Annotated in this window: 22 protein-coding genes; 16 read left to right on the top strand and 6 right to left on the bottom strand. The window is 42.8% G+C overall.

Annotated features, from left to right (window positions below; all coding sequences use genetic code 11):
• The first annotated feature begins 4 nt into the window (after positions 1-4).
• From Q4591_RS18005 to Q4591_RS18015, 3 genes are all read left to right on the top strand, one after another.
• Positions 5-448 (top strand): hypothetical protein, encoded by a 444-nt coding sequence (locus Q4591_RS18005; RefSeq protein WP_303462274.1) that lies wholly within the window; start codon positions 5-7, stop codon positions 446-448.
• Between the two features lie 77 nt (positions 449-525).
• A complete protein-coding gene (locus Q4591_RS18010) occupies positions 526-1,557 on the top strand; it encodes a hypothetical protein (protein WP_303462275.1) in 1,032 nt (343 codons plus the stop codon).
• 150 nt (positions 1,558-1,707) lie between these two features.
• The gene (locus Q4591_RS18015; RefSeq protein WP_303462277.1) at positions 1,708-2,304 is read left to right on the top strand and encodes a hypothetical protein; all 597 of its coding nucleotides are present in this window, start codon (positions 1,708-1,710) and stop codon (positions 2,302-2,304) included.
• A gap of 212 nt (positions 2,305-2,516) precedes the next feature.
• Here Q4591_RS18015 and rluF read toward each other — a convergent pair whose 3' ends face one another.
• Entirely contained in the window at positions 2,517-3,455 is a 939-nt protein-coding gene (rluF, locus tag Q4591_RS18020; RefSeq protein ID WP_241904044.1) for a 23S rRNA pseudouridine(2604) synthase RluF, read from the bottom strand.
• A 146-nt stretch (positions 3,456-3,601) separates the two neighbouring features.
• On the opposite strand from rluF, the gene Q4591_RS18025 reads away from it, so the two are divergent.
• Together Q4591_RS18025 and Q4591_RS18030 are read left to right on the top strand one after the other, a co-directional pair.
• Positions 3,602-4,072, top strand: coding sequence for a GNAT family N-acetyltransferase (locus Q4591_RS18025; RefSeq protein WP_102475929.1), 471 nt, complete (start codon positions 3,602-3,604; stop codon positions 4,070-4,072).
• A 195-nt stretch (positions 4,073-4,267) separates the two neighbouring features.
• The gene (locus Q4591_RS18030) at positions 4,268-4,702 is read left to right on the top strand and encodes a hypothetical protein (RefSeq protein WP_241901105.1); all 435 of its coding nucleotides are present in this window, start codon (positions 4,268-4,270) and stop codon (positions 4,700-4,702) included.
• 98 nt (positions 4,703-4,800) lie between these two features.
• Here Q4591_RS18030 and Q4591_RS18035 read toward each other — a convergent pair whose 3' ends face one another.
• Entirely contained in the window at positions 4,801-5,343 is a 543-nt protein-coding gene (locus Q4591_RS18035) for a DUF4287 domain-containing protein (RefSeq protein WP_102440257.1), read from the bottom strand.
• A gap of 257 nt (positions 5,344-5,600) precedes the next feature.
• Here Q4591_RS18035 and Q4591_RS18040 point away from each other — a divergent pair, with 257 nt between their 5' ends.
• Positions 5,601-5,744: a hypothetical protein gene (locus tag Q4591_RS18040; RefSeq protein WP_303462280.1), complete on the top strand. Its 144-nt coding sequence runs from the start codon at positions 5,601-5,603 to the stop codon at positions 5,742-5,744.
• A gap of 124 nt (positions 5,745-5,868) precedes the next feature.
• Entirely contained in the window at positions 5,869-6,876 is a 1,008-nt protein-coding gene (locus Q4591_RS18045) for a DUF4382 domain-containing protein (RefSeq protein ID WP_303462282.1), read from the top strand.
• A 195-nt stretch (positions 6,877-7,071) separates the two neighbouring features.
• Here the strand turns inward: Q4591_RS18045 and Q4591_RS18050 are convergent, their stop codons facing one another.
• From Q4591_RS18050 to Q4591_RS18060, 3 genes are all read right to left on the bottom strand, one after another.
• Positions 7,072-7,833, bottom strand: a complete 762-nt coding sequence (locus Q4591_RS18050; protein WP_303462284.1) for a hypothetical protein — start codon at positions 7,831-7,833, stop codon at positions 7,072-7,074.
• Between the two features lie 134 nt (positions 7,834-7,967).
• Positions 7,968-9,878, bottom strand: coding sequence for an alkaline phosphatase (locus Q4591_RS18055; protein WP_303462286.1), 1,911 nt, complete (start codon positions 9,876-9,878; stop codon positions 7,968-7,970).
• 13 nt (positions 9,879-9,891) lie between these two features.
• Positions 9,892-11,475, bottom strand: coding sequence for an alkaline phosphatase (locus tag Q4591_RS18060; RefSeq protein ID WP_102440260.1), 1,584 nt, complete (start codon positions 11,473-11,475; stop codon positions 9,892-9,894).
• Between the two features lie 278 nt (positions 11,476-11,753).
• On the opposite strand from Q4591_RS18060, the gene Q4591_RS18065 reads away from it, so the two are divergent.
• Both Q4591_RS18065 and Q4591_RS18070 read left to right on the top strand, forming a co-directional pair.
• Positions 11,754-12,986 (top strand): DEAD/DEAH box helicase, encoded by a 1,233-nt coding sequence (locus Q4591_RS18065; protein WP_303462288.1) that lies wholly within the window; start codon positions 11,754-11,756, stop codon positions 12,984-12,986.
• Between the two features lie 46 nt (positions 12,987-13,032).
• The gene (locus Q4591_RS18070) at positions 13,033-13,419 is read left to right on the top strand and encodes a VOC family protein (protein WP_303462290.1); all 387 of its coding nucleotides are present in this window, start codon (positions 13,033-13,035) and stop codon (positions 13,417-13,419) included.
• 16 nt (positions 13,420-13,435) lie between these two features.
• Here the strand turns inward: Q4591_RS18070 and Q4591_RS18075 are convergent, their stop codons facing one another.
• Positions 13,436-13,849, bottom strand: coding sequence for a MarR family winged helix-turn-helix transcriptional regulator (locus Q4591_RS18075; protein ID WP_303462292.1), 414 nt, complete (start codon positions 13,847-13,849; stop codon positions 13,436-13,438).
• A 297-nt stretch (positions 13,850-14,146) separates the two neighbouring features.
• Here Q4591_RS18075 and Q4591_RS18080 point away from each other — a divergent pair, with 297 nt between their 5' ends.
• The 7 genes from Q4591_RS18080 to Q4591_RS18110 form a co-directional block, all read left to right on the top strand.
• The gene (locus tag Q4591_RS18080) at positions 14,147-14,980 is read left to right on the top strand and encodes an ion transporter (RefSeq protein WP_303462293.1); all 834 of its coding nucleotides are present in this window, start codon (positions 14,147-14,149) and stop codon (positions 14,978-14,980) included.
• A 164-nt stretch (positions 14,981-15,144) separates the two neighbouring features.
• Positions 15,145-16,533 carry a UDP-N-acetylmuramate:L-alanyl-gamma-D-glutamyl-meso-diaminopimelate ligase gene (mpl, locus tag Q4591_RS18085; RefSeq protein ID WP_303462294.1) on the top strand — a complete coding sequence of 463 codons (1,389 nt, stop codon included), beginning with the start codon at positions 15,145-15,147 and terminating at the stop codon, positions 16,531-16,533.
• Between the two features lie 88 nt (positions 16,534-16,621).
• A complete protein-coding gene (locus Q4591_RS18090) occupies positions 16,622-17,293 on the top strand; it encodes a flavin prenyltransferase UbiX (RefSeq protein ID WP_303462296.1) in 672 nt (223 codons plus the stop codon).
• A 7-nt stretch (positions 17,294-17,300) separates the two neighbouring features.
• The gene (hpt, locus tag Q4591_RS18095) at positions 17,301-17,831 is read left to right on the top strand and encodes a hypoxanthine phosphoribosyltransferase (protein WP_303462298.1); all 531 of its coding nucleotides are present in this window, start codon (positions 17,301-17,303) and stop codon (positions 17,829-17,831) included.
• 162 nt (positions 17,832-17,993) lie between these two features.
• Positions 17,994-18,929 (top strand): ABC transporter ATP-binding protein, encoded by a 936-nt coding sequence (locus Q4591_RS18100; protein WP_303462300.1) that lies wholly within the window; start codon positions 17,994-17,996, stop codon positions 18,927-18,929.
• Entirely contained in the window at positions 18,929-19,699 is a 771-nt protein-coding gene (locus tag Q4591_RS18105; RefSeq protein WP_102440268.1) for an ABC transporter permease, read from the top strand. Before Q4591_RS18100 ends, Q4591_RS18105 begins: the two co-directional genes overlap by 1 nt.
• Before the next feature lie 870 nt (positions 19,700-20,569).
• On the top strand, positions 20,570-21,360 hold a 791-nt coding region (locus Q4591_RS18110), incomplete at its 3' end, for a cadherin-like domain-containing protein (protein ID WP_303462302.1).

Below are 21,360 nucleotides of genomic sequence, written 5' to 3' on the forward strand. Positions count from 1 at the left end.
TAAAATGAGAATAATGGCCGTTACTATGGCGTTTTTGAGCATAATGTTGCTAAGTTCCTCAGCAAACGCGCTTGAGCGCTTCGCTGGGCTTGCAGATGGCTCTGATGAAAATTTAAAAGCCGTTTGTCAGGACTATATGGTGAACAGTTTTTTAAAAAACGATCCTGAGTTATTTTTTCACCTATTGCCTAAGTCATTAACCAGTCGAGAAGAAAGGTTAGAAAAAAAATGGTACGAAGGACACTTAAAACGGTTTGGTAGTGAAAAATTAACTGAATATGATGTTTTCGAAATGGAAGATGAATTCACTGAAAAATTGTACAAAGGCCATAATATAAAGCGCATAAGAATAAAATATAAAGCAGGTGCAATGGAAAAGGTAAGAAGAAGCTCGTGCGGCTTTGAACAGTTTGAAGATAATCGCTGGTACCTTGCCCAAAAACCATAATTAAGTAATAGAAAGCCCTATTCATTAATAGAATAGGGCTTTATTTGTAAATGGCTAAAGAATGCTAAAGGGATTTAATGAGTTATAAAATTATTAAGCAGACGGATGAGCGTATTGTGCTGCAAGATACTGGTGGCATCATCGATTTCATTTTTGGAATAGTAATGGCGTCGGTTGGCGCTGGAGTAATGTATTTGAGCTGGTTTAATTACCAAGATACAGGTGAAATAGTAATGTCTTTTGTGTTTTTATTGTTGGGGAGCTGTTTTTTCTTCCCAATGTTTAAAATCAATCGATTAGTTATTGATGCTGTAAATAAAGAATTAACCAAAACTAAGTCTTGGTTTGGTATTACCACCAATCAAGAAGTTGTCACAAATAGCAGTTTATCTTTACTGGAAATGTCAGGTTTCACCAGCGGGGAAGTAGAGGCGTTTTTTGATAATCAAAAACAAGTCAGTCATCATTACTGTCTTAAATTCTACAGCTACCCAGAGTGGAATCTTACGATGAGAGGCTTTTCAGTTATGCTCGATATTGCGTTATTTATTGAGCAGCATTTTGATACTGATTTAGCCTTGGTCGTTCAGCATAAAAGGCATAAGTTTAGCGCCAAAGGGTTAATGAATAATCATCAGGAAACGCCATTACCAAATGACTCAATGGTTAAAGAAACGGGGTTTCAACAGTTAACCATATCAGCTGCAAAAGGAGGGGTTATTGGGCAGAGGATTGTGGCTATCAGTATTATCACTTGGGCAGTAATGACCAGCGTGTTTTTGTTGTACTTATCTGAGATGGAAGGGTTTACATACATCCCTTTTGCAGCTCAGCAGTTAATTGCATTCATCTTTGTGAGCGGTCTCAGCTATATTAGTATTAATAGCAGCGTATCGACTCGTTTGAAGATTGACCATGGTAATTTGATTGTGAAAACAAGCCTAATAGGTGTAAGGAAATACCCATTGTCTGATGTCATTGGCGTGGTCAACCTTGCTAAGATTACTTATTTAATTACTCGACAAGGCGGAGTGTCACTGGCCTATAAAATACCCACCAAATACAGTTATGCGATTCACAGCTGGTTACTTCCATTTTTGAAAAAATAGCAAGAAGCGTACAGTTTGAAATTAAGACACAGTTACATGATGAAAGCCCACGCAAGGGTGTCTTAATATTTTTTGACTTTAAGAGGCATTATTCTTAGAGTGCTTGGTTCGTTTTTGAGTACGTGATTATATTTTAAGGGAACCATTCGAATGACATTTGCTAAGTCTGTTGCTGTAACAATACTCATGGCTGGGCTGAGTATTAATGCTTATGCCGATAACCGAGCAGCAATGCTCGAATTTGATGCCAAAGTCAGGCCTATTGCACAAAGAAGTCAGTTACTTTCAGACATGCAGGTCAAGTTAATGGATGACTTTAATCAAATGGCAGAAGCGGGCAAGAGTGCTAGCGCGGTGTTTAACAGTGGTAAGGTGCAGCAACTGCAATTATTGGGGAATGAAACTCTCATTGAAGCCAACTTGTTTGTGGCTGAGTTCGAACACTTTTTAGCGCAGCTCCCTGAAACGTCGACCTGTTATCTGCCTGAAAAAGTCACAGAATACCAAGGTATGATTACCCAGCTTACGCAAGCCAATAAAGCATTAAGTAACGTGCCTGAGATTGCTGATGGCGATGAACTAGGCGCCGCCATGGCGTTATTAAACTTGCAAATGCATGCAGGGCAATTGAGTTCTTTAGTGCAAATGTTTCAGTTGGTGAAAACCTGTTATATGCCAGAAGCGATGGGACTCACCAAAGAAGATGTTGAGCGGATGAAGACACAAACTGAAGATGCTGTTAATTAGTAAATTATTCGTTAGTTTGATCTTCCTCTAAATTAGTTCTCATATTAAGAACTAATATTATGAGCACCAGTATTTTGAATCTTCTCTTGAGCTTTCATTGCTAAATACATTGAGTTTGCACTTAATCACTGAGCACTGAGCACTGAGCACTGAGCATCAGCAAAAACGGGCGCCAGTATTGCTACTGACGCCCGTTTTGTTTTAATGCAGGATTAACGCGCGCGATTTGGCTTACGACCGCCGCTTGGCTTACCTTTGCCGCCTTTAGCTTTAGCTTGAGATTTAGTTTGGCCTTTACCGCCACCTTTTGCTTGGCCTTTATGCTTGGTGCTGCGGTTGTGCTGCATAAAGTGCTCTGGGCCTTCAATTTTTTCACGAGCTACGGTTTTAACTTTAGGCTGAGACTTTTTCTTTGGGGCTTTTTTGTCTTCTGATGATGAGTCTTTAATCATCTCAAACAATACATCTAGCTCTTGCTTATCTAAATCACGCCATTCACCGATTGGCAGACCTTTGAGGCTGACATTCATGATTTGCTGACGTTCAAGCTTGGTGACTTCAAAGCCAAAATGTTCACACATTCTACGAATTTGGCGGTTAAGACCTTGAACTAATACGATTTTAAAAGCGTACGGTGATACTTGTTCAACCTTACACTTTTTCGTGACTACCCCTAATATCGGTACCCCAGCGCCCATGCCTTTGATAAAGCTATCGGTAATGGGTTTATTCACCGTGACCACGTATTCTTTATCGTGGTTATTACCCGCGCGGAGGATTTTATTAACTAAGTCACCATTATTGGTTAAAAAGATTAAACCTTGGGAGTCTTTATCTAAACGACCAATAGGGAATATGCGGGTTGAGTGATTGACGAAATCGACGATGTTATCGCGTTCGGTGCCTTCGGTGGTACTGACAATGCCCACGGGTTTATTAAGGGCGATAAAGACTAAATCTTCAGCATCTCTTGGCTCAATATCTTGACCGTTTACTTTTACTTTATCACCAAAGCTAACTTGGTCGCCGACCTGTGCACGCTTACCGTTAATAAACACGTTGCCTTGCTCAATAAAACGGTCGGCATCACGTCTTGAACATATGCCACTTTCACTGATGTATTTATTAAGGCGCATTGATGAATCGGTCACTATGGTTTTCCTGTGAGTAGATATTAATCTGAAGAAAGGTTAGGTTTAAGCCAGACAGTTTATCAATTTTTGGCAATTTTGCATAAGCTTACTGATAAAAGAGCGCGTCGAAATGCAATTAATGGAATGAAAGATGAGAGGGAAGCATGCACTTACAGCTTAGGAATGTATTAGCCACCGATTTAGAACATTTATATCAGTTTCAAGCCGATCCACAGGCTAATGAGATGGCCGATTTTCCGGCGAGAGACCGTAATGCCTTTTTTGAACATTGGCAGAGCAATATTTTGAGTCATGCTGATATAACAGCCAAAGCGATAATTGTTGATAACGATATCGTTGGCAGTGTGGTTTTATGGCAAAGTGAGCAGCAATGGCTATTGGGATATTGGCTTGGGAGAGACTATTGGGGTCAGGGCATCGGTACTAATGCCTTAAGAGTCTTTTTAGCGGAGCAAACTCAAAGGCCAATATTTGCCGAAGTGACCCAAGATAATTTGGGTTCTATTAAAGTGCTTATCAGCAATGGCTTTATTCATGATGCTCAGCTTGATGATGGTCAAACTAATAAAAGCACTGACAATGAGCGAGCCTTATTGCTGTTTCGCCTTGGCTAATAATTAAGTATTAATCCAAGCATTGATTATCCAAGATCACATTGAGGGTTAACAGATAGGGCTAATATGGAGGTCTTTACAACAACCTTGGCGGTGAATAAACGCTGTTGTGATCCGCTAATAGCAGTCCTTAATCGCCGTGGCTAAATCAGTCAGGTGATTTACCTGACTCATTCAAATAGTATGGAGGTCATTATGATTTCTAACCCTTCTTTAGTCACCCGCACCGCCGTGGGCAAGCTTATCGGTTTAGCCTTTGGGGTATTGTGCTTTTGGATAGTGCCTTGGCTTGCCCCAGAAACCAGTTTATTGTTTTTGTGGGGATTACTGCTGTGGTATATCACTTTTGGCGCCATTATTGGGCTTGCTGGGGTATTTGATTATCATCCGGTGTTAAAAATAGCCATGCCTTGGTGGCTAACCGCAACCATAATGGGCGGCTGGATGAATCTGGTGTTTACCTTTGTGGCCTATGATCAAATCCAAGCCTTAATGGTGGCTATATTTGGTCTTGGCGGTGCATTACAATCACCGTTTTGGTTTGTTGCTGATGGATTAATCGCGGGTTGGATTATTGGCTATTTTGCTACCAAGTTTGGTGGTTATGGTCCAAGTACGGCGGGAAGGTAATGAAAGGCTTTTATCGAGCTTAATGGGTTGGTTTGGCTGCCTAACTGAAATTCTTAACTCATGAATTCAGTTTAAGCAGCTAACCTGTATCACTGCTATTAAACAGATTGATCGTATGCTAAAAGCAACCATTGCTTTACTTCATCATTCACATCCGCAATATCTTTTAATTGTATGCGATGGCTACACATTGCACCAAAAGGCCCAGAATCTTCAAGGCAACCTTGAGGTTGTGTGTCTTTGATTTTTAACCCTAGGTCGATACGGGTTTTGGTCGCAGGTTTAATCAGGGCAAATTGTTTTTTCCTAATGATACTCACTGTCGCTTTTTTAGGGGTTATCACTACGTCTTGGCCAAAGCCGCTCACAATAGCAATAAGCACATCATAGATTGGCGTCAGGGCTTCTTTGCCTTGATATTGTTGAGTGACTAACTCATCAGCTGATTCGTCTTTTTGTTTTGATAAGGTGACGATGGTATTGGCAAACCCATGGCTAACATCATGTTCAGCTTTCAAATATTTTACTGCCATTCCATGCTTTTCAATGTTCTGCTTTGCAAGTATATCGAGCCACTCTGGTAATGACTTGCCTGTTTTTTCTGGCATATTAGCAATCATGGTTTGCAGTGCTTTATCCATTTCGGTCTCCAATCGATGGCAAACATCGTTTATGTTTGTACTTATTAAAGGTAGTCATTTGAAACCAATAATGCACTGGTTTTATTTCAATCTTCATAAGCAAGTGTATGGGAGTTATCTACAAATATTGAAAATGAATATTTAGGTAATATCCACGGTTTAAAATAAAGTTAGGCGGTTAGACACATTATCATCATGCCAGATGAGCTTGTAAGGAATAAACTGAAGTCGATATCACTCTTGCTTGCGGATTTACTATGAACCACTTCGCCATATTCGGTCTGGGCGGTTCATTACAATCACCGTTTTGGTTTGTTGCTGATGGATTAATCGCGGGTTGGATTATTGGCTATTTTGCTACCAAGTTTGGTGGTTATGGACCAAGCACGGCAGGACATTAACATTGTCATGACCTAAGTGTTATTTGGGCGTAATTTTTGATACGACAGCCCTTTCGTCGAGCTGTGCTGTGACTTGCTATGCTACACTTCAACCTTAGGTTGTAATGATAAAGGTGGATAAACGATGAAACTTTCAAAAATAGCATTGCTTGTGGCAACGGCTGGATTATTAACGGCCTGTGGCGGAAGTGATAGTGATAACTCTACTCCGGTCATTGAAACCGGAACCTTTAATTTAGGGGTGTCAGATAATCCTGCTGATGCAAAAAAAGTCACCATAGCGTTTAAGCAAGTGGTGTTAAAAAATGATGCTGGCAGTATCTCATTTGACGTGTCAGAAGACGGCGAATTAAAGCAAGTCGATTTATTAGAATTTCAAGGCTCAGACGTTGAAACCTTAGTCAGCGGCCAAGAGGTTACTGTCGGTGAGTACCAAATGTGTATTTACATGGAAAACAGTGAAGTGGCCAATGAAGAAAGCTCCTATGTACAAACGATGGACGAAACCATTGCAGGGTTAACCACTAACAGCAATGGCAGTTGTGGCGGGGTTGGCGCTGAAGATGACAATACTGGTCGCTTGTTCTTTAATAAAGCATTCACCATAGCAGCGGGTAACAATAGTTTTGTGGCTGAGTTTAATTTACAAAAAGGCTTACAAGGGCCAAAAGGTAATAAAGACTACTGGACCTTAAAGCCAACATCAGTGCAATTGGTAAATAGTGCAGAGGTTGGCGCCATTGCTGGTAGTGTTTCTACTGAGGTGATGGAGCAATGTGAAATGGCCGCTGGTGGCTCTGAGTTTAGCTCAGCAGTGTATTTATACCCTGAAGCGACAGCCCTTGAAAATATGGATGATTTTCGTGATAGCGAAAGTCAGTTCATCATGGTAGCGCCTATTGCTGCAGCCAGAGTTAATCCTGTTTTGGATGCAAACGATGATGTTGTAAGTTATGACTATGAGTTTGGTTTTGTGGTCGCCAATAACTACAGCTTAGGTTATACCTGTGTTGCGCAAAATGATGACCCAGAATTGCCAAATACCCCTGAAGATGATCTGGCTTTTTTCCTCCATGCCGATGAGCAAGAGGTTATTGTGATTAATGGTGAAACCACAGAGCGTAGCTTTTAATTTTAACGGCTATTTTTAACGTTTAATTTTAACGGCTATTTTTAACAGCTAAAATTAAGTTATAAATTCGTTCAAATGCGAATAAACTGAAAGTTGCCGAGTATTCTCTAGGCACACAGTAACCAATACTGTGTAGCTTAATCAGAAAGTCGGCATTTTTATTGGATTACTTCTACTGCCCTCAATGCTCAATGCTTAATGAGCATGCCCATTACCTGCAAGCGCTTTGCCTTCGGTGTCATAAAACCCAGATGCGCCGTGCTCAACAAACCCCAAAGTTACCATGTTCGTTAAAAACTCATCGCTATGGTCATCACCAATATCGGCGTAATCGGTCATTTTGTAATGATTAAGCTGTTTGAAAAAAGCAGCGACTTTATCTGCATCATGGCTGAGTTCAGTGAGTTGCCATTGCTCATGTGTTTGATGTTGTCCTTGGCCTTTTGTCCAACTAAAGCGGCTGATAAGTTGTAGTTCAGGTAACCAAACTAGCTCAATTTTACTGTTTGCAGAGGTTTGAGTGAGCACTTGCTGACGCTCACAGCCTTTGCCTGTTTCGGTGCTAAGTGTTAACTGTGAAATAAGCTTGTCAGAGATAAATTGATAACGATATGACCAGTCGTGTTCAGACTTGCCGTGAACCATTTCGCCTGGTTGGTATTCAATACCGCGTTGATAGCCATCAAAAAAACGGGTGGGTTTGATTTGCTTATTATTGAGCAAAAACCATGATTCAGTGATATCAGTTTGCGGGTATTGATGCGCCACGGTATTGCCTTGGCGCCATAAATTAAGGCTGCTTTTATTCTGGTGTTGGCTGACTGGACTATCAGTGGAGGTGAGTTGATAACTTGCCTGTAAGCTTGACGAGGATAAGTCGCATTGGGCGTAACTTGCACCGGATAAAGTGATAAGCAGACTTGAAAACATGATTGATAAAGGCAGAGGTAACTTCACGGGAACTCCTATGACATTGCTGATAGTGATGCATGTCGATATAAAAAGGTTAAGGCTAAAATAATCAATTAAACCAAGGCTGCAATTAGGTTGCAGCCTTGTCTTTTAGACTCGTTCGCTTGTAAGCGAACGGTTTAGTTCGCTATTGCTGCGTTCGCTTTGTTGGTTAAGTCGGCGGCAAAGTCCATGATGTGATAAATCACACTCTGTTCATTGGTGCCGTTAACTAACATTGCCCCTGGGCCGTAAGCATAAACACCGACATCTTCACCCGCATGGGTTTCAGAGTTAGTCGGCACTAAAGACTCCTGGTGAAAACCTGTTGAAGCAGTGTCGATATCGGTTAGGTCAAAACGACCTGCAGTAATATCTTCACCGTATCCAGCATCGGCATCGGTTTCAGTGCCGAGGTTTTTATAGCCGCGACCATTGGTGTAACCCAGTGTGGTGTATGGCATGCCATCTGCCGCAGTTGATGGTTCTTCGCTACCAATGCCAACCACTTTACCTAAGATTGGATTACCGCGTTTAGGGTAACCAGCAATGGTAAATACGTGGCCATGATCGGCGGTGACAATGATTAACGTATCTGACATATCGGTCATTTCAACGGCTTTGGCAATCGCATCAGAAAATGCAATTGTGTCCGTTAGGGCGTTGTATGCACTGCCTGCGTGATGGCCGTGGTCGATACGACCAGACTCAACGGTTAAGAAGAAACCTTCATCATTGTTATCAAGGATATCAATGGCTTTAGCGGTCATTTCTGCAACCGATGGCTCGCCCGCAACATCATTAGTGCGGTCAGCTTCATACTGCATATGAGACTCGTTAAATAAGCCCATTACGCGAGTCGTGCTAGCTGCATCAATGGCATCAAAACCTGCTTGATCCATCACATAAACACCGTCTGCATAAGTGGCTTGCCATTCTGCGGTTAAGTCACGACCATCGGTGCGGTCACCTTCAACTGAACTGACGGCATCCGCTGAGTTATAAGCGGCATCTTTAGGTAAAAAGTGACGACGACCGCCGCCCATTACCACGTCGATACCATCAACATCAATACCGCTAATACGTGCTTCTAGGTTGGCTTCGAAGTTGACTAATTGGTCAGCAATATCTTTACAACCACCGGATACCGCATCTTCTGGCATGTCGGAAATATCTTCCCAGTTGCGATCAGCTGACTTTGCGTAGGTCGCCGCTGGCGTTGCATGAGTAATACGTGCCGTTGAGATAACCCCTGTAGATTTACCCGCGATTTCAGCCAGTTCTAATGCGGTAATTAACTCAGTACCAGCCACTGTTGAACAGTCGCCGCGCTCAACATGTTCATCAACACCTAAGACACCCGCGTCAGATTTTACGCCGCTCATCATCGCAGTCATAGTGCCTGCTGAATCAGGGGTTTGTGCATCAACGTTGTAGGTTTTAGCTAAGCCTGCAAATGGGAAGGTATCGAATGAAAGGTTATGCTCTTCACCGTTTTTACCTTGCATTTGGCCTTCTAAAATACGCGCTGCTGTCACCGTTGAAATGCCCATGCCGTCACCGACAAATAAAATCACATTCTTTGCACTGCCACGTAATTCGTTTAAGGCGCTAGCATTCGTTGCCGCAACAGATTGCACTGATGTTTTAGCGCTGCTCGTTGCAGCCATACTTGGCGTCGTGGCAGCAAGCCAATTTTGGCGTGCTGCGGTGATTTCTTGCTGACCTGCTACAAACCAGTCGTTATTGACACTGGTCAGTAGTTCACTGCTGCTAACGGTTGAATTACCAGGAGCACAGACGTATTCAGTGGCTGTGACTTCAGTGCTTTGCAATACCCCATCGCTGTCGGTATCAATACCTGAGTCAATTTGCACGCCGCTGTTAGGGCAGTTGGCATCGCCGATGGCTAAGGGAGTTTGCTTAACTAAGCTCACTAAACCGTTTGAACCATTCGAGCCATCGTTACCGTTTGAACCATCATCACCGTCTGAACAAGCAGATAGACCCATTACAGCAAGGGCGACTAGGGATAGATTTAAGTTTTTCATGTTCTTTTCCTGCTTATTGCTGAATTAAGTCGAGAGATTGCTCAATAAGGTGAAATACCACGCTTTGCTCAACAACGCCTTGTACCAGTTGTGCGCCTGGACCTTGTGCATGCAAAGTGATGTCTTCACCTGAGTGGGTTTCTGAGCTCATTGGAATTAAGGCTTCCTGGTGGAAACCGGAAGTCGTTGTATCAATATTGGTTAAGTCTTGACGACCGGCGTTAACGTCTTCGCCGTAACCTGCGTCAGCATCGGTTTCATCACCTAAATCGTGGAAGCCATTACCGTTGGTGTAACCTAAAGTGGTGTAAGGTAGGCCATCAGATGCTGTTGAAGGTTCAGTGCTACCGATACCAACAACTTTACCTAAGATAGGGTTGCCGCGTTTTGGGTAACCGGCAATGGTGAACACGTGACCGTGGTCAGCGGTAACCAGAATCAGTGTTTCGCTTGGGTCAGTTTTTGCGACCGCTTCTTTAACGGCATCAGACAATGCAATGGCATCGGTTAACGCGTTATAAGCGCTACCTGCGTGATGACCGTGGTCAATACGGCCTGATTCCACCATTAAGAAGAAACCGTTATCGTTATTATCTAGAATATCGATAGCTTTGCTGGTCATTTGTGCAATTGATGGCTCACCTGCTACATCATTGTCACGGTCAGCTTCATACTGCATATGAGATTCGTTAAATAACCCCATCAGCTGCTTGGTGTTTTCGGTATCAATGGCATCAAATCCTGCTTGATCCATTACATAAACACCTTCGCTGTATTTTGCTTGCCACTCAGCGGTTAAATCTCGTGAATCAGTGCGATCGCCTTCAATCTCACTCACGGCATCGGCGCTGTTAAAGCTAGCATCCTTTGGTAAAAAGTGACGACGACCGCCGCCCATAACCACGTCGATACCATCAATATCAACACCTTTAAAACGGGCTTCGACATTGGCTTCAAAATTCACTAGTTGATCGGCAATATCTTTACAGCCGCCAGTTACCGCATCTTCTGGCATGTCTGAGATATCTTCCCAGTTGCGGTCGGCAGATTTTGCATAGGTTGCAGCGGGTGTCGCGTGGGTAATGCGCGCAGTTGAGACAATACCCGTTGCTAAACCTTTAATTTCAGCAAGCTCAAGCGCTGTGACTACTTCGTTACCAGCAACGGTTGAACAGTCGCCGCGCACGATGTCTTCATCAACACCTAATACACCAGCATCACTTTTAAGACCCGACATCATTGCTGTCATGGTGCCTGCAGAATCTGGGGTTTGCGCATCAACGTTGTAGGTTTTGACTAAAGCAGTGTGGGGGAATGTTTCAAAGCTTAAGTAGCCTTCTTCACCAGGGTTTCCTGCCAATTGCCCTTGAAGAATGCGTGATGCCGTTAGGGTAGAAACGCCCATGCCATCACCGACAAAAATGATCACGTTTTTAGCTTTGAATTGATTATTGGTATTCAGTTTTGCATCGATTGCGCTTTGTGCATCAGTAAACCAAGCATTTTCAGTTTGGTATGTCGGTAGCACTTCAGCATTTAGGGCACTTGAAATGACTAAAGCAAGCACACCATATGATGCTTTCCAGGTCTTATTCATTATGTTGTCTATCCTATTGACGAGTTGGGTGGGGTAGGCTGCAATTCGTGGCTCAACCCTTGGAAACTTGAAAAGCATAGAGCGGTTATATGAACAAGGTCTTACGCAAAGTTGATGCTTTTGTGATCGAAATGTTTCGCTTTTGTGTCTTGGCAGTTGTATGCACTAATTAATAGCCTACAAAGGACATCATCAAACTGATGGTAATGACAAAACTCTTCCTATTGAGAAAATAACCAGCATGGTAAACTTTGGGGTATCTGTTTTTAGGAGTGTTTATGTCTTTTTCTTCGTTATCGCTGCAAGCTGAGTTAGTTGAGCATTTAGCCCGTTTAGGTTACGAGCAACCTACACCGATCCAGCAACAAGCAATTCCAGTGGTGCTTGCCGGAAAAGACGTATTAGCTGGGGCGCAAACGGGTACGGGTAAAACCGCAGCCTTTGCATTGCCGATAATACAAAAACTCGTTAATACATCGCCTTGTGAGCATCAAGAACGCACTCGCGCGTTAATATTGGTGCCAACACGTGAGTTGGCCCAACAAGTAAACCAAAGCATTCAAACCTATGCCGAGCACACTCAAATTAGCTCGCTAATGGTGTATGGCGGCGTGAGTATTAAAGCGCAGGCTGATGCCATTAAAGCGGGGGCAGATATTATTGTTGCTACGCCGGGCAGGTTATTAGATCACTTACGTAATCGAGTGATGACATTATCAAACGTCAGCCAGTTGGTATTTGATGAAGCCGACCGCATGTTAGACATGGGCTTTAGAGATGAAATCATCGAGGTATTAAAGCGCCTGCCAAAAGAGCGGCAAACCTTATTGTTTTCAGCAACGTTAGATGAGCGTATTTTTAAGTTCAGTAAGCGACTGCTGCAATCGCCTCAAGTGATTGAAACCAGCGAGCGCAATACGACAGCGGCCAAAATTGTTGAGCGGGTGTATAACCTTGATGCCAATAAAAAAATGCCCGCATTGTGTCACTTGATTAACAAAGAAAGTTGGCAACAAGCGTTAATCTTTAGCCGCACCAAGCAAGGGGCGGATAAAGCAGCTGCGCAAATGAAACAAGCGGGGGTTAATGCTGTGGCATTTCATGCAGATCTTTCGCAAACAATGCGTGAGAGCGTGTTAGCGCAGTTTAAATCGGGTGACATTAAAGCGCTGGTGGCCACCGATGTTGCTGCCAGAGGGCTAGATATTAATGAGCTAAACTATGTGGTGAACATTGAGCTGCCGTTTCAAAACGAAGACTACATTCACCGCATTGGTCGTACAGGCCGCGCTGGCAAAGCAGGCCAAGCCATTACTTTGTTAAGTGTTGATGATGAGCCGCAATTAATAAAACTGGAAGCCTTTTTAGATAGACGTTTACCACAGCAATGGCTGCAAGGGTTTGAGCCCGATTTAACCCAAGTTGCCCCCGTGACCCGTAAAACGAAAAAGGGATCCCTTAAGCAACAAGCCCGCCAAAAAGCCTTAGCGCAGTCTAAAAAAGGCCGTTAAGCTGACTTAAAGCAGTTGCTAAATCACTCACGGAATAGGAAAGGCTATGTTTAATGGCATTCATCATGTGGCGATCATTTGTGACGATTACCCGCGATCAAAACACTTTTATACCGAGGTTTTAGGCTTTACAATCTTGGCTGAAAACTACCGTGAAGATCGCCATTCTTATAAGCTGGATTTACAGCTGGCTGATGGCAGCCAAATTGAGCTTTTTTCCATCCCTAATTCACCTAAACGCCCCAGTTATCCTGAGGCTCAAGGTCTGCGTCATTTAGCCTTTAAGGTGACCGATATTGATGCGGTCGTGGCGCATTTAACCTCACATCATGTCGATGTCGAGCCTATTCGAATCGATGAATACACTGGCAAGAAGTTCACTTTCTTTAGCGATCCCGACGCCTTGCCATTAGAGATCTATCAAACGCAATAATCTACCACTGTCCGCTTTAACCGAGTTTACCTAATAGCTCACTTAACTGAGTAAGCTGCTTCGGGCTCAAATGTTGGGTTAGCCCATCACTGCAATTTTGGCTGGTGACTAATGCGTCTTGGTATAAAGTACTGCCAATATCGGTAAGCTTTACCAAGCTGACCCGCGCGTCTCTGCTATTTTTCTCTTTTTCGACCAGACCATTCTTTTCCATGGGCAGCAATAAACGGGTGACACCCGACGCCGTGAGGTTAATGGCATCAGCAAGTTGAATGCGGCTAATGACCTTATTCGGTGCTTGCGCTAATTGATGCATGACCATGAATTCGGTAAAGCTAATGCCATGCACGCTTAAGGCGCGATCAATTTTTTTATTGAACTGTCCAAAGCTGGACGATAATTCAAACGCGATAGACAGTGAATCTGACATAATTATTCCTAGTTTGCTGTTGTGATTACTCGATGCATTTAATTGATAGAAGGTTGACTAGTCAAGTATTGATCAATCAATAATATGAAGCAAGTTATTCTCAAATTTTATTGGTTGAGAGTAATGGAGGCTTAAATTAGCCTTTAGAAAATTAATCATTATTTATATAAACGCTATTTATCATTATTGGTGCTATTTTCAGCAAATTATCGCAATTTTTAAGACTATTTTAATATTGCTTCAGTAGGCTCACCAGTCCTCAAAATAGAGGGGTTATTTTCGGAGCTACAATTCATCATGCAAGCCTCAGGTATTCTGACTCACCTTAAAAAAATTGACCAAAGCAAAACCTTCCAGGGATTTGTTATTTTTGTGATTATTGTGTCGGCACTGTCCATTGGTGCGCATACTTATCACCTTCCAGAATGGTTTGAAAAAAGCTTATTAGCCTTGGATATTGCCATTACGGCATTTTTCTTGATTGAATTAATCATCCGCTATATGGCCAGCGATGGGATAAAGTCCTTCTTCTCAAAGGGCTGGAATATTTTCGACACCATTATTGTAATTGGTAGCTTAGTTCCACTGGGTGGCTCAACCATATTATTGGCGCGACTATTACGTATTTTCAGAGTGCTACGACTGGTGTCTATGGTGCCCGAGCTGAGAATGCTGATTAATGCGCTGCTCAAAGCCATTCCGCGCATGGGCTATATTGCGTTATTAATGTTCGTGATTTTCTATATTTATGGCGCGGTTGGTAGTATGTTTTTTGCCCATGTAAATGACTTTTTATGGGGCGATGTGTCTATTGCAATGCTGACATTGTTCCGTATTTCTACTTTCGAGTCATGGACCTCGATCATGTACGAAACCATGGAAGTGTACCCGCTGAGTTGGCTGTATTACTTGACGTTTATTTTCTTAACGACTTTTGTGTTTTTAAACATGATGGTGGGCGCAGTGCTAGATGTGATGGGCGAAGAAACCAAAATAATGCGTGAAGAGCAAGAAGCCAACGATGATAAAAACGTTGAGCCAAAAACAGCGGCAACCACGGAAGATATTCAGCAGCTGCACGATAAGATAGATAAGTTAACCGCGCTGCTGCAAGCTAAAACGAATACTTAAAACTAAAACCAAGGCTTAAGCAGTAATCTAAGCCAAGCTTATGGATAGCCCCTTAAAACAGGCAAGCATTTATGCTTGCCTGTTTTGTTAGCAGCGATAACTGACATTAACCCCCTATTTGCATTAGAATAGCCCCCTGATTATTTTTTAAGTAGAGCAACGGCATGCACGTACATATTCTTGGAATTTGTGGCACTTTTATGGGCGGTTTAGCGTTATTAGCCCGCGGTATGGGACACAAAGTCACCGGTAGTGATGCCAATGTGTATCCACCTATGAGCACCCAGCTAGAACAGCAAGGTATTGAGCTTATTCAAGGCTTCGACCCTGTGCAGCTAGGTAAAGAAGGTGAAAGTCAGCCAGATTTAGTGGTCATTGGTAATGCCATGAGCCGCGGAAACCCTTGTGTTGAAGCTGTATTAAATCGTGGTATTAAGTACACTTCAGGGCCGCAATTTTTATCAGAGTATATCTTGCCAGAACGCTGGGTACTGGCGGTATCAGGCACCCATGGTAAAACCTCAACCTCCAGTATGTTGGCGTGGGTATTAGAGTATTGTGGCTATGAGCCGGGCTTTTTAATTGGCGGCGTACCGCAAAACTTTGGCGTGTCAGCCCGTTTAGGTAACTCGCCTTTTTTTGTGGTTGAGGCCGACGAATATGACTGCGCCTTTTTCGATAAACGCTCTAAGTTTGTGCATTACCGCCCGCGCACTTTAGTGATCAATAATCTTGAGTTTGATCATGCCGATATCTTTGCTGATCTTGCTGCTATTCAGCGTCAATTTAACCATGTTATCCGCACGGTTCCTGGTGAAGGTAAAGTCATTTGGCCTGCTGAAGTAGAGGCGGTAAAACAAGTGATTGAATTAGGTTGTTGGAGCGAGCAAGAGCATTTTTATGCAACTGAGCATAGCGCCACAGGCTGGTATGGTAAAACCATTGCTGCAGACGGTCATGAGTTTGAAGTGATGTTTAATGGCGAGTCCCAAGGCATATTAAACTGGGGCTTAATCGGTCAGCACAATATTGAAAATGCCATCATGGCCATCGCTGCCGCAAGGCATGTTGGCGTAGCGCCCAATCATGCCATTGAAGCTTTAAGCCAATTTTCGCCGCCAAAACGTCGGTTAGAGTTATTAGATACCGTTAATGGTATTGCGGTTTATGATGATTTTGCCCATCACCCAACGGCCATTGAAACGACTTTACAAGGCCTGCGCGCCAAAGTGGGCGAAGGCGATGCTGCTAGCGGTAAATTAATCGTGGTGCTCGAGCCCCGTTCAAACACCATGAAAAGCGGCGTACATAAAGACACCTTAGCGGCATCTATGGCATTAGCGGATTGCGCATTCTTGTATCAAGCAGGTAATGTCGGCTGGGATTTAAAAGCCAATATGGCCAGCGCCAGTATTCCTGTTGCTGTGTTTAGTGATATTGACGCTATAGTTGCTCAAGTATCTGCGCAGGCTAAAAGTGGCGACACCGTAGTCATTATGAGTAATGGCGGTTTTAATGGCATTCATCAACAATTAATAAATGCGTTAAAATAACCCATTAGGTTAGGTTAGATTAGATTAATAGTCATCAATAAGTCGGTTTTGGCCGTATAAGCTGTAAAGCTTGATTAAAAGAGAACATATGAGTAATTCGAACCACCCATACGCTAAAAAAGAAAAGGCCATTAGTCTCGCGTGGACTGGCGCTTCTGGTGCGCCCTACGGTTTAAAGTTACTGCAGTGCTTACTGACCGCCGATTACCAAGTGTTTTTGATGATCTCAAGTGCTGCCAGAGTGGTGCTTGCCACTGAAGAGGGTTTGCAACTGAGCGCAAACTCAGAAAAAGCCTGTCAGCAGTTATTAGCCCATTTTAAGATGGATGAAAATGCTGCCGGTGAGCTGGTGGTTTTGGGCAAAGATGAATGGTTCTCGCCACCGGCATCTGGCAGCGCTGCGCCAAAGCAAATGGTGGTTTGCCCCTGCTCAACCGGCACGTTAGCGGCAATTGCCACCGGAATGAGTAATAATTTGTTAGAAAGAGCGGCAGATGTAGTAATAAAAGAGCGCGGTCAATTAATCCTTGTTCCTAGAGAAACTCCCTTTAGCGCCATACACTTAGAGCATATGTTAAGCCTTACTCGCAATGGTGCAACCATCATGCCTGCTGCACCAGGCTTTTATCATTATCCCAAATCGATAGAAGATCTGGTAAACTTCATGGTTTCCCGAATTCTAGATCATTTGGGCATAGAGCACGGGCTGACAAATCGTTGGGGATATGCCAACGACAAGTCCGAAAAAATCGATAACTGAGAGTAATATGAAACACACAACCGAAGTGATGATTTCTGCAGAAGAAATCAACGAAAAACTGGATATATTAGCTGAAAGGATTAATGCCCATTACGCAGACAGCGAACGTTTGTTAATGGTCGGCTTATTGAAAGGGTCTGTGGTTTTTATGGCTGACTTATGTCGCCGTATTAAGGGCCATGTTGAAATCGACTTCATGTCAGTTTCAAGTTATGGCAATGCAATGACAAGCACACGTGACGTGAAGATACTAAAAGATGTGACTTCAGAGATCGCCGGACGTGATGTATTGATCGTTGAAGATTTAATTGATTCAGGCAATACCTTAAATAAAGTACGTGAAATGTTACTACTGCGTGAGCCTAAAAGCTTAGCATTATGTACATTACTGGATAAGCCAGAGCGCCGTGAAGTCAATGTACCAGTCGACTTTATTGGTTTTACCATTCCTGATGAGTTCATCGTCGGCTATGGTATTGACTACGCAGAGCAATATCGTAACTTACCTTACATTGCTAAAGTTGTACCATTAGATTAATCCAATCTGTGGTCGACCAACTCCCGCTATAGGCGGGAGTTTTGTTTTGGGCGTCAGAAAATTTTGCGTGTTAATCATTTACATTAGGTCATTAAGATCATGTAATTAAGATTGTGTAATTAACAGCACGTCATTCGCAATTCATGAACCAGAGGTATCACAATGAGCAACCCCACCAAAGCGTTGGTGATCGAAAACCTGCAAAAAACCTATAAGAGCGGTGTTCAAGCGGTTAAAGGCCTTAGCTTAACCGTAGAGCAGGGCGATTTTTTTGCGCTATTAGGCCCCAATGGTGCGGGTAAATCGACGACTATTGGCGTGATTAGCTCATTAGTGCAAAAGACATCAGGCAGCGTTAAAGTGTTCGATTATGATATCGACAACAACTTAGAGCGCGCCAAAATGTGCATTGGTTTAGTGCCGCAAGAATTTAACTTCAATCAGTTTGAAACCGTGCTGCAAATTGTAGTTAACCAAGCCGGTTACTATGGCGTGACCCGCGCAGTGGCATTGCAGCGTGCACAAAAGTATTTAAGCCAGTTAGATTTATGGGAAAAGCGTGATAGCCAAGCACGAGCGTTATCAGGCGGCATGAAGCGCCGTTTAATGATTGCTCGTGCGTTAATGCATGAGCCACAATTGTTGATCCTTGATGAACCAACAGCAGGGGTAGATATTGAACTTCGCCGCTCGATGTGGGAGTTCTTAAAGCAAATTAATAGTCAGGGCGTGACCATTATTTTGACCACCCATTACCTTGAAGAAGCGGAAATGCTGTGCCGCAATATCGGCATTATCGATAAAGGCTTATTGGTTGAATGCACTAGCATGAAAAGCCTACTCAGTAAGCTGGATGTGGAAACCTTCATTTTAGATTTAAGCGATAATATTACCACTGCCCCTGTATTAAATAACATGAGTTGTCGCTTAGTGGATGGTCACACATTGGAAGTGGATGTGGCTAAAGCCAATAATTTGAATGACTTGTTTAACCAGTTAAGCAATGCAGATATCGAAGTGCTATCAATGCGCAACAAAGCTAATCGCCTTGAAGAGCTATTTGTCGAGTTAGTTAAAAAAACTAAGGACTCAAAATAATGAACAAGCTTTATTGGATTGCCTTTAAAAGTATTTTAATTAAAGAAACCAATCGTTTTACCCGTATTTGGGTACAAACCTTAGTGCCGCCAGCCATTACCATGACCTTGTACTTTTTGATTTTTGGTAACTTAATTGGCAACCGTATTGGTGAAATGGGCGGCGTATCGTACATGGAGTTTATCGCACCAGGTTTAATCATGATGTCGGTTATCACCAACTCCTATTCTAATGTGGCCTCGTCCTTTTTTAGTGCCAAAATGCACGGCAGTATTGAAGAGTTAATGGTGGCACCTGTGCCGCATTATGTGATGATTGCCGGTTTTGTTGGCGGCGGCGTCGCCCGTGGCTTAAGTGTCGGCTTGATTGTGACCTTGGTGGCAATGTTCTTTGTTGATTTAAGCCTGCATCATGTTGGCTTAGTGATTATGACGGTGTTTTTAACCTCGGTGTTATTTGCGTTAGGCGGGTTAATTAACGCGGTATTTGCCAAAAGCTTTGATGACATTAGCATTATCCCCACTTTCATTTTAACGCCACTGACTTATCTTGGTGGGGTGTTTTACTCGCTGTCATTACTACCTGATTTTTGGCAAGGCGTGTCAGCGCTAAACCCTGTGGTATATATGATAAACGTGTTCCGCTACGGCTTTTTAGGCTTTGCTGATATCAGTGTGCCGTTATCAATTGCCATTATGGTAGGCTTTTGTGCCTCGCTATGGTTTGTAGCATACTACCTTATTTCACGTGGCATCGGCCTACGTAGCTAGGTTTAGTTAGCTGTTAAGCTAGCTTGGTTAAGCTAGCTTGGTTAAACTTCCTTGGTTAAATGTAGCTGAGCAAGATTGTTGAAAGGACTCTAATGAGTCCTTTTTTGTTATTTGGCTGTCGCTTTAACTAAATCGCGACATAACTATGCTGCAATGGTAATTACTGAGAAAAACTTAATTCTTAGCTGTTAATGGAGGAATATCAGCTGATCATTTGCCATTTTAATCCTTTTCGCTTCCATTCTTAAACTTCTCTCATTCACTTAAGGCTTGACGATTGAGTCATTATTGTTTGGCATTAGCAGACTATTGTCGGGGTTAGTATTGGTTGAAGTGTAATAGTTAAATCTAGCTTTGAGCTATTTATTGTTGAAGCGCTACACATCAGTATTAATAATTCGTCATATGAATAGTTTTAAAAATACTAATAAAGGGGCTTAGCCTTTTTATATTATTCTTGGATATTACTTTTAATTTGAGTTGATATTAAATCTACTTATAGCTTCATTTAATCTAGTAACGTTATTTATTTAGCCGCTATTTGGGCAACCCCCTCGAATACTCTTCCTCTGTCAACCTGTCAACCTGTCAACTTGGCATGTTGATTTGTTGTTTTATTGATCTAGATCAAAAAAGTGTGTTTTTTATACACAAACTCAAAACTATAGACTACCGTTAATTATACAGGCTAGTTTAAATCTAAAGGCATAGTTATGTTGAGTTTTAACATAGGTGTGAATAAAAACTAGGGTTTGATTGGCCTTCCGAAATGATTCAAAAAATTTATTAAATGAACAAGAGAGCTGCCCAGTTCTCTTGGGGATTCCGTGCTTTTAAACTCAATTAATTATTTTATAAATAGGCCTTTTTATGTCAAATGATAACCTGTCTAATAATCCTGAAAATGATGCTCTTAATGATGCTGTTGAACAAGTAAACACAGAAGACTCGACGGTTTCATCATCTAAGGCTGAGAATAATCAATCAACAGTCACCAATACTGTTGCGACTGCGACATCATCGGTAGACATACAAACGGCAGAAGAAAGCTTGGCTCCTTCAGGCGGCTCAGAATCATCAACAGATGACTCTCAAACTGATGATGCAGAGGCCGCCAATGCCGAGGCTTCTTCTGCAGCCCCTAGTTCAACAGATTCTCAATCATCAGCTGTTGAAAGCTCAACCTCAGATGCTGATACGGAAGCAGCTAGTAGCTCTGCGGCCGAAGGGGCAGCTAATGCAGCCCCTGAAGAGGCTGTATCTTCAGGCGCCCAAAGTATCGGTGGGGCTGAAGGTGCTTCAACTAGTTCAGGTGCGCCATCTTCGTCAGCAACTGCGTCTGCAGCAACACCATCAAGTGCAAATAGCGAAACTGAAATATCTGATGGCGCCTCATCAACAGATGCAAGCACTGCGACCAACAGTGAGACTTTTGAGGTAAATGTTTCAAGTGATAACAATGCTGATGGTCAGATAGACGCTGATGATCTACCTACCACAGATACGACTACTGACTCGATGAGTTTTAATGTCGATGTGACCGCGGTAAATGATGCTGCCGAGGTAGAAGACCAAGCTTTCTCAATGAATGAAGACGGCGTTATCATCATTACCGATGAGCAGCTGCTGGCGAATGCGAGCGACATCGATGGTGATAACCT

Source organism: Shewanella sp. 3_MG-2023, assembly GCF_030548765.1.
Lineage (GTDB): Bacteria > Pseudomonadota > Gammaproteobacteria > Enterobacterales > Shewanellaceae > Shewanella.

What these genes read in the sequence shown, in the direction of transcription:
- Q4591_RS18005 (WP_303462274.1), top strand. Translation starts at nt 5, where the DNA reads ATGAGAATAATGGCCGTTACTATGGCGTTTTTGAGCATAATGTTGCTA.
- Q4591_RS18010 (WP_303462275.1), top strand. Translation starts at nt 526, where the DNA reads ATGAGTTATAAAATTATTAAGCAGACGGATGAGCGTATTGTGCTGCAA.
- Q4591_RS18015 (WP_303462277.1), top strand. Translation starts at nt 1,708, where the DNA reads ATGACATTTGCTAAGTCTGTTGCTGTAACAATACTCATGGCTGGGCTG.
- Q4591_RS18025 (WP_102475929.1), top strand. Translation starts at nt 3,602, where the DNA reads ATGCACTTACAGCTTAGGAATGTATTAGCCACCGATTTAGAACATTTA.
- Q4591_RS18030 (WP_241901105.1), top strand. Translation starts at nt 4,268, where the DNA reads ATGATTTCTAACCCTTCTTTAGTCACCCGCACCGCCGTGGGCAAGCTT.
- Q4591_RS18035 (WP_102440257.1), bottom strand. Translation starts at nt 5,343, where the DNA reads ATGGATAAAGCACTGCAAACCATGATTGCTAATATGCCAGAAAAAACA.
- Q4591_RS18040 (WP_303462280.1), top strand. Translation starts at nt 5,601, where the DNA reads ATGAACCACTTCGCCATATTCGGTCTGGGCGGTTCATTACAATCACCG.
- Q4591_RS18045 (WP_303462282.1), top strand. Translation starts at nt 5,869, where the DNA reads ATGAAACTTTCAAAAATAGCATTGCTTGTGGCAACGGCTGGATTATTA.
- Q4591_RS18055 (WP_303462286.1), bottom strand. Translation starts at nt 9,878, where the DNA reads ATGAAAAACTTAAATCTATCCCTAGTCGCCCTTGCTGTAATGGGTCTA.
- Q4591_RS18060 (WP_102440260.1), bottom strand. Translation starts at nt 11,475, where the DNA reads ATGAATAAGACCTGGAAAGCATCATATGGTGTGCTTGCTTTAGTCATT.
- Q4591_RS18065 (WP_303462288.1), top strand. Translation starts at nt 11,754, where the DNA reads ATGTCTTTTTCTTCGTTATCGCTGCAAGCTGAGTTAGTTGAGCATTTA.
- Q4591_RS18070 (WP_303462290.1), top strand. Translation starts at nt 13,033, where the DNA reads ATGTTTAATGGCATTCATCATGTGGCGATCATTTGTGACGATTACCCG.
- Q4591_RS18075 (WP_303462292.1), bottom strand. Translation starts at nt 13,849, where the DNA reads ATGTCAGATTCACTGTCTATCGCGTTTGAATTATCGTCCAGCTTTGGA.
- Q4591_RS18080 (WP_303462293.1), top strand. Translation starts at nt 14,147, where the DNA reads ATGCAAGCCTCAGGTATTCTGACTCACCTTAAAAAAATTGACCAAAGC.
- mpl (WP_303462294.1), top strand. Translation starts at nt 15,145, where the DNA reads ATGCACGTACATATTCTTGGAATTTGTGGCACTTTTATGGGCGGTTTA.
- Q4591_RS18090 (WP_303462296.1), top strand. Translation starts at nt 16,622, where the DNA reads ATGAGTAATTCGAACCACCCATACGCTAAAAAAGAAAAGGCCATTAGT.
- hpt (WP_303462298.1), top strand. Translation starts at nt 17,301, where the DNA reads ATGAAACACACAACCGAAGTGATGATTTCTGCAGAAGAAATCAACGAA.
- Q4591_RS18100 (WP_303462300.1), top strand. Translation starts at nt 17,994, where the DNA reads ATGAGCAACCCCACCAAAGCGTTGGTGATCGAAAACCTGCAAAAAACC.
- Q4591_RS18105 (WP_102440268.1), top strand. Translation starts at nt 18,929, where the DNA reads ATGAACAAGCTTTATTGGATTGCCTTTAAAAGTATTTTAATTAAAGAA.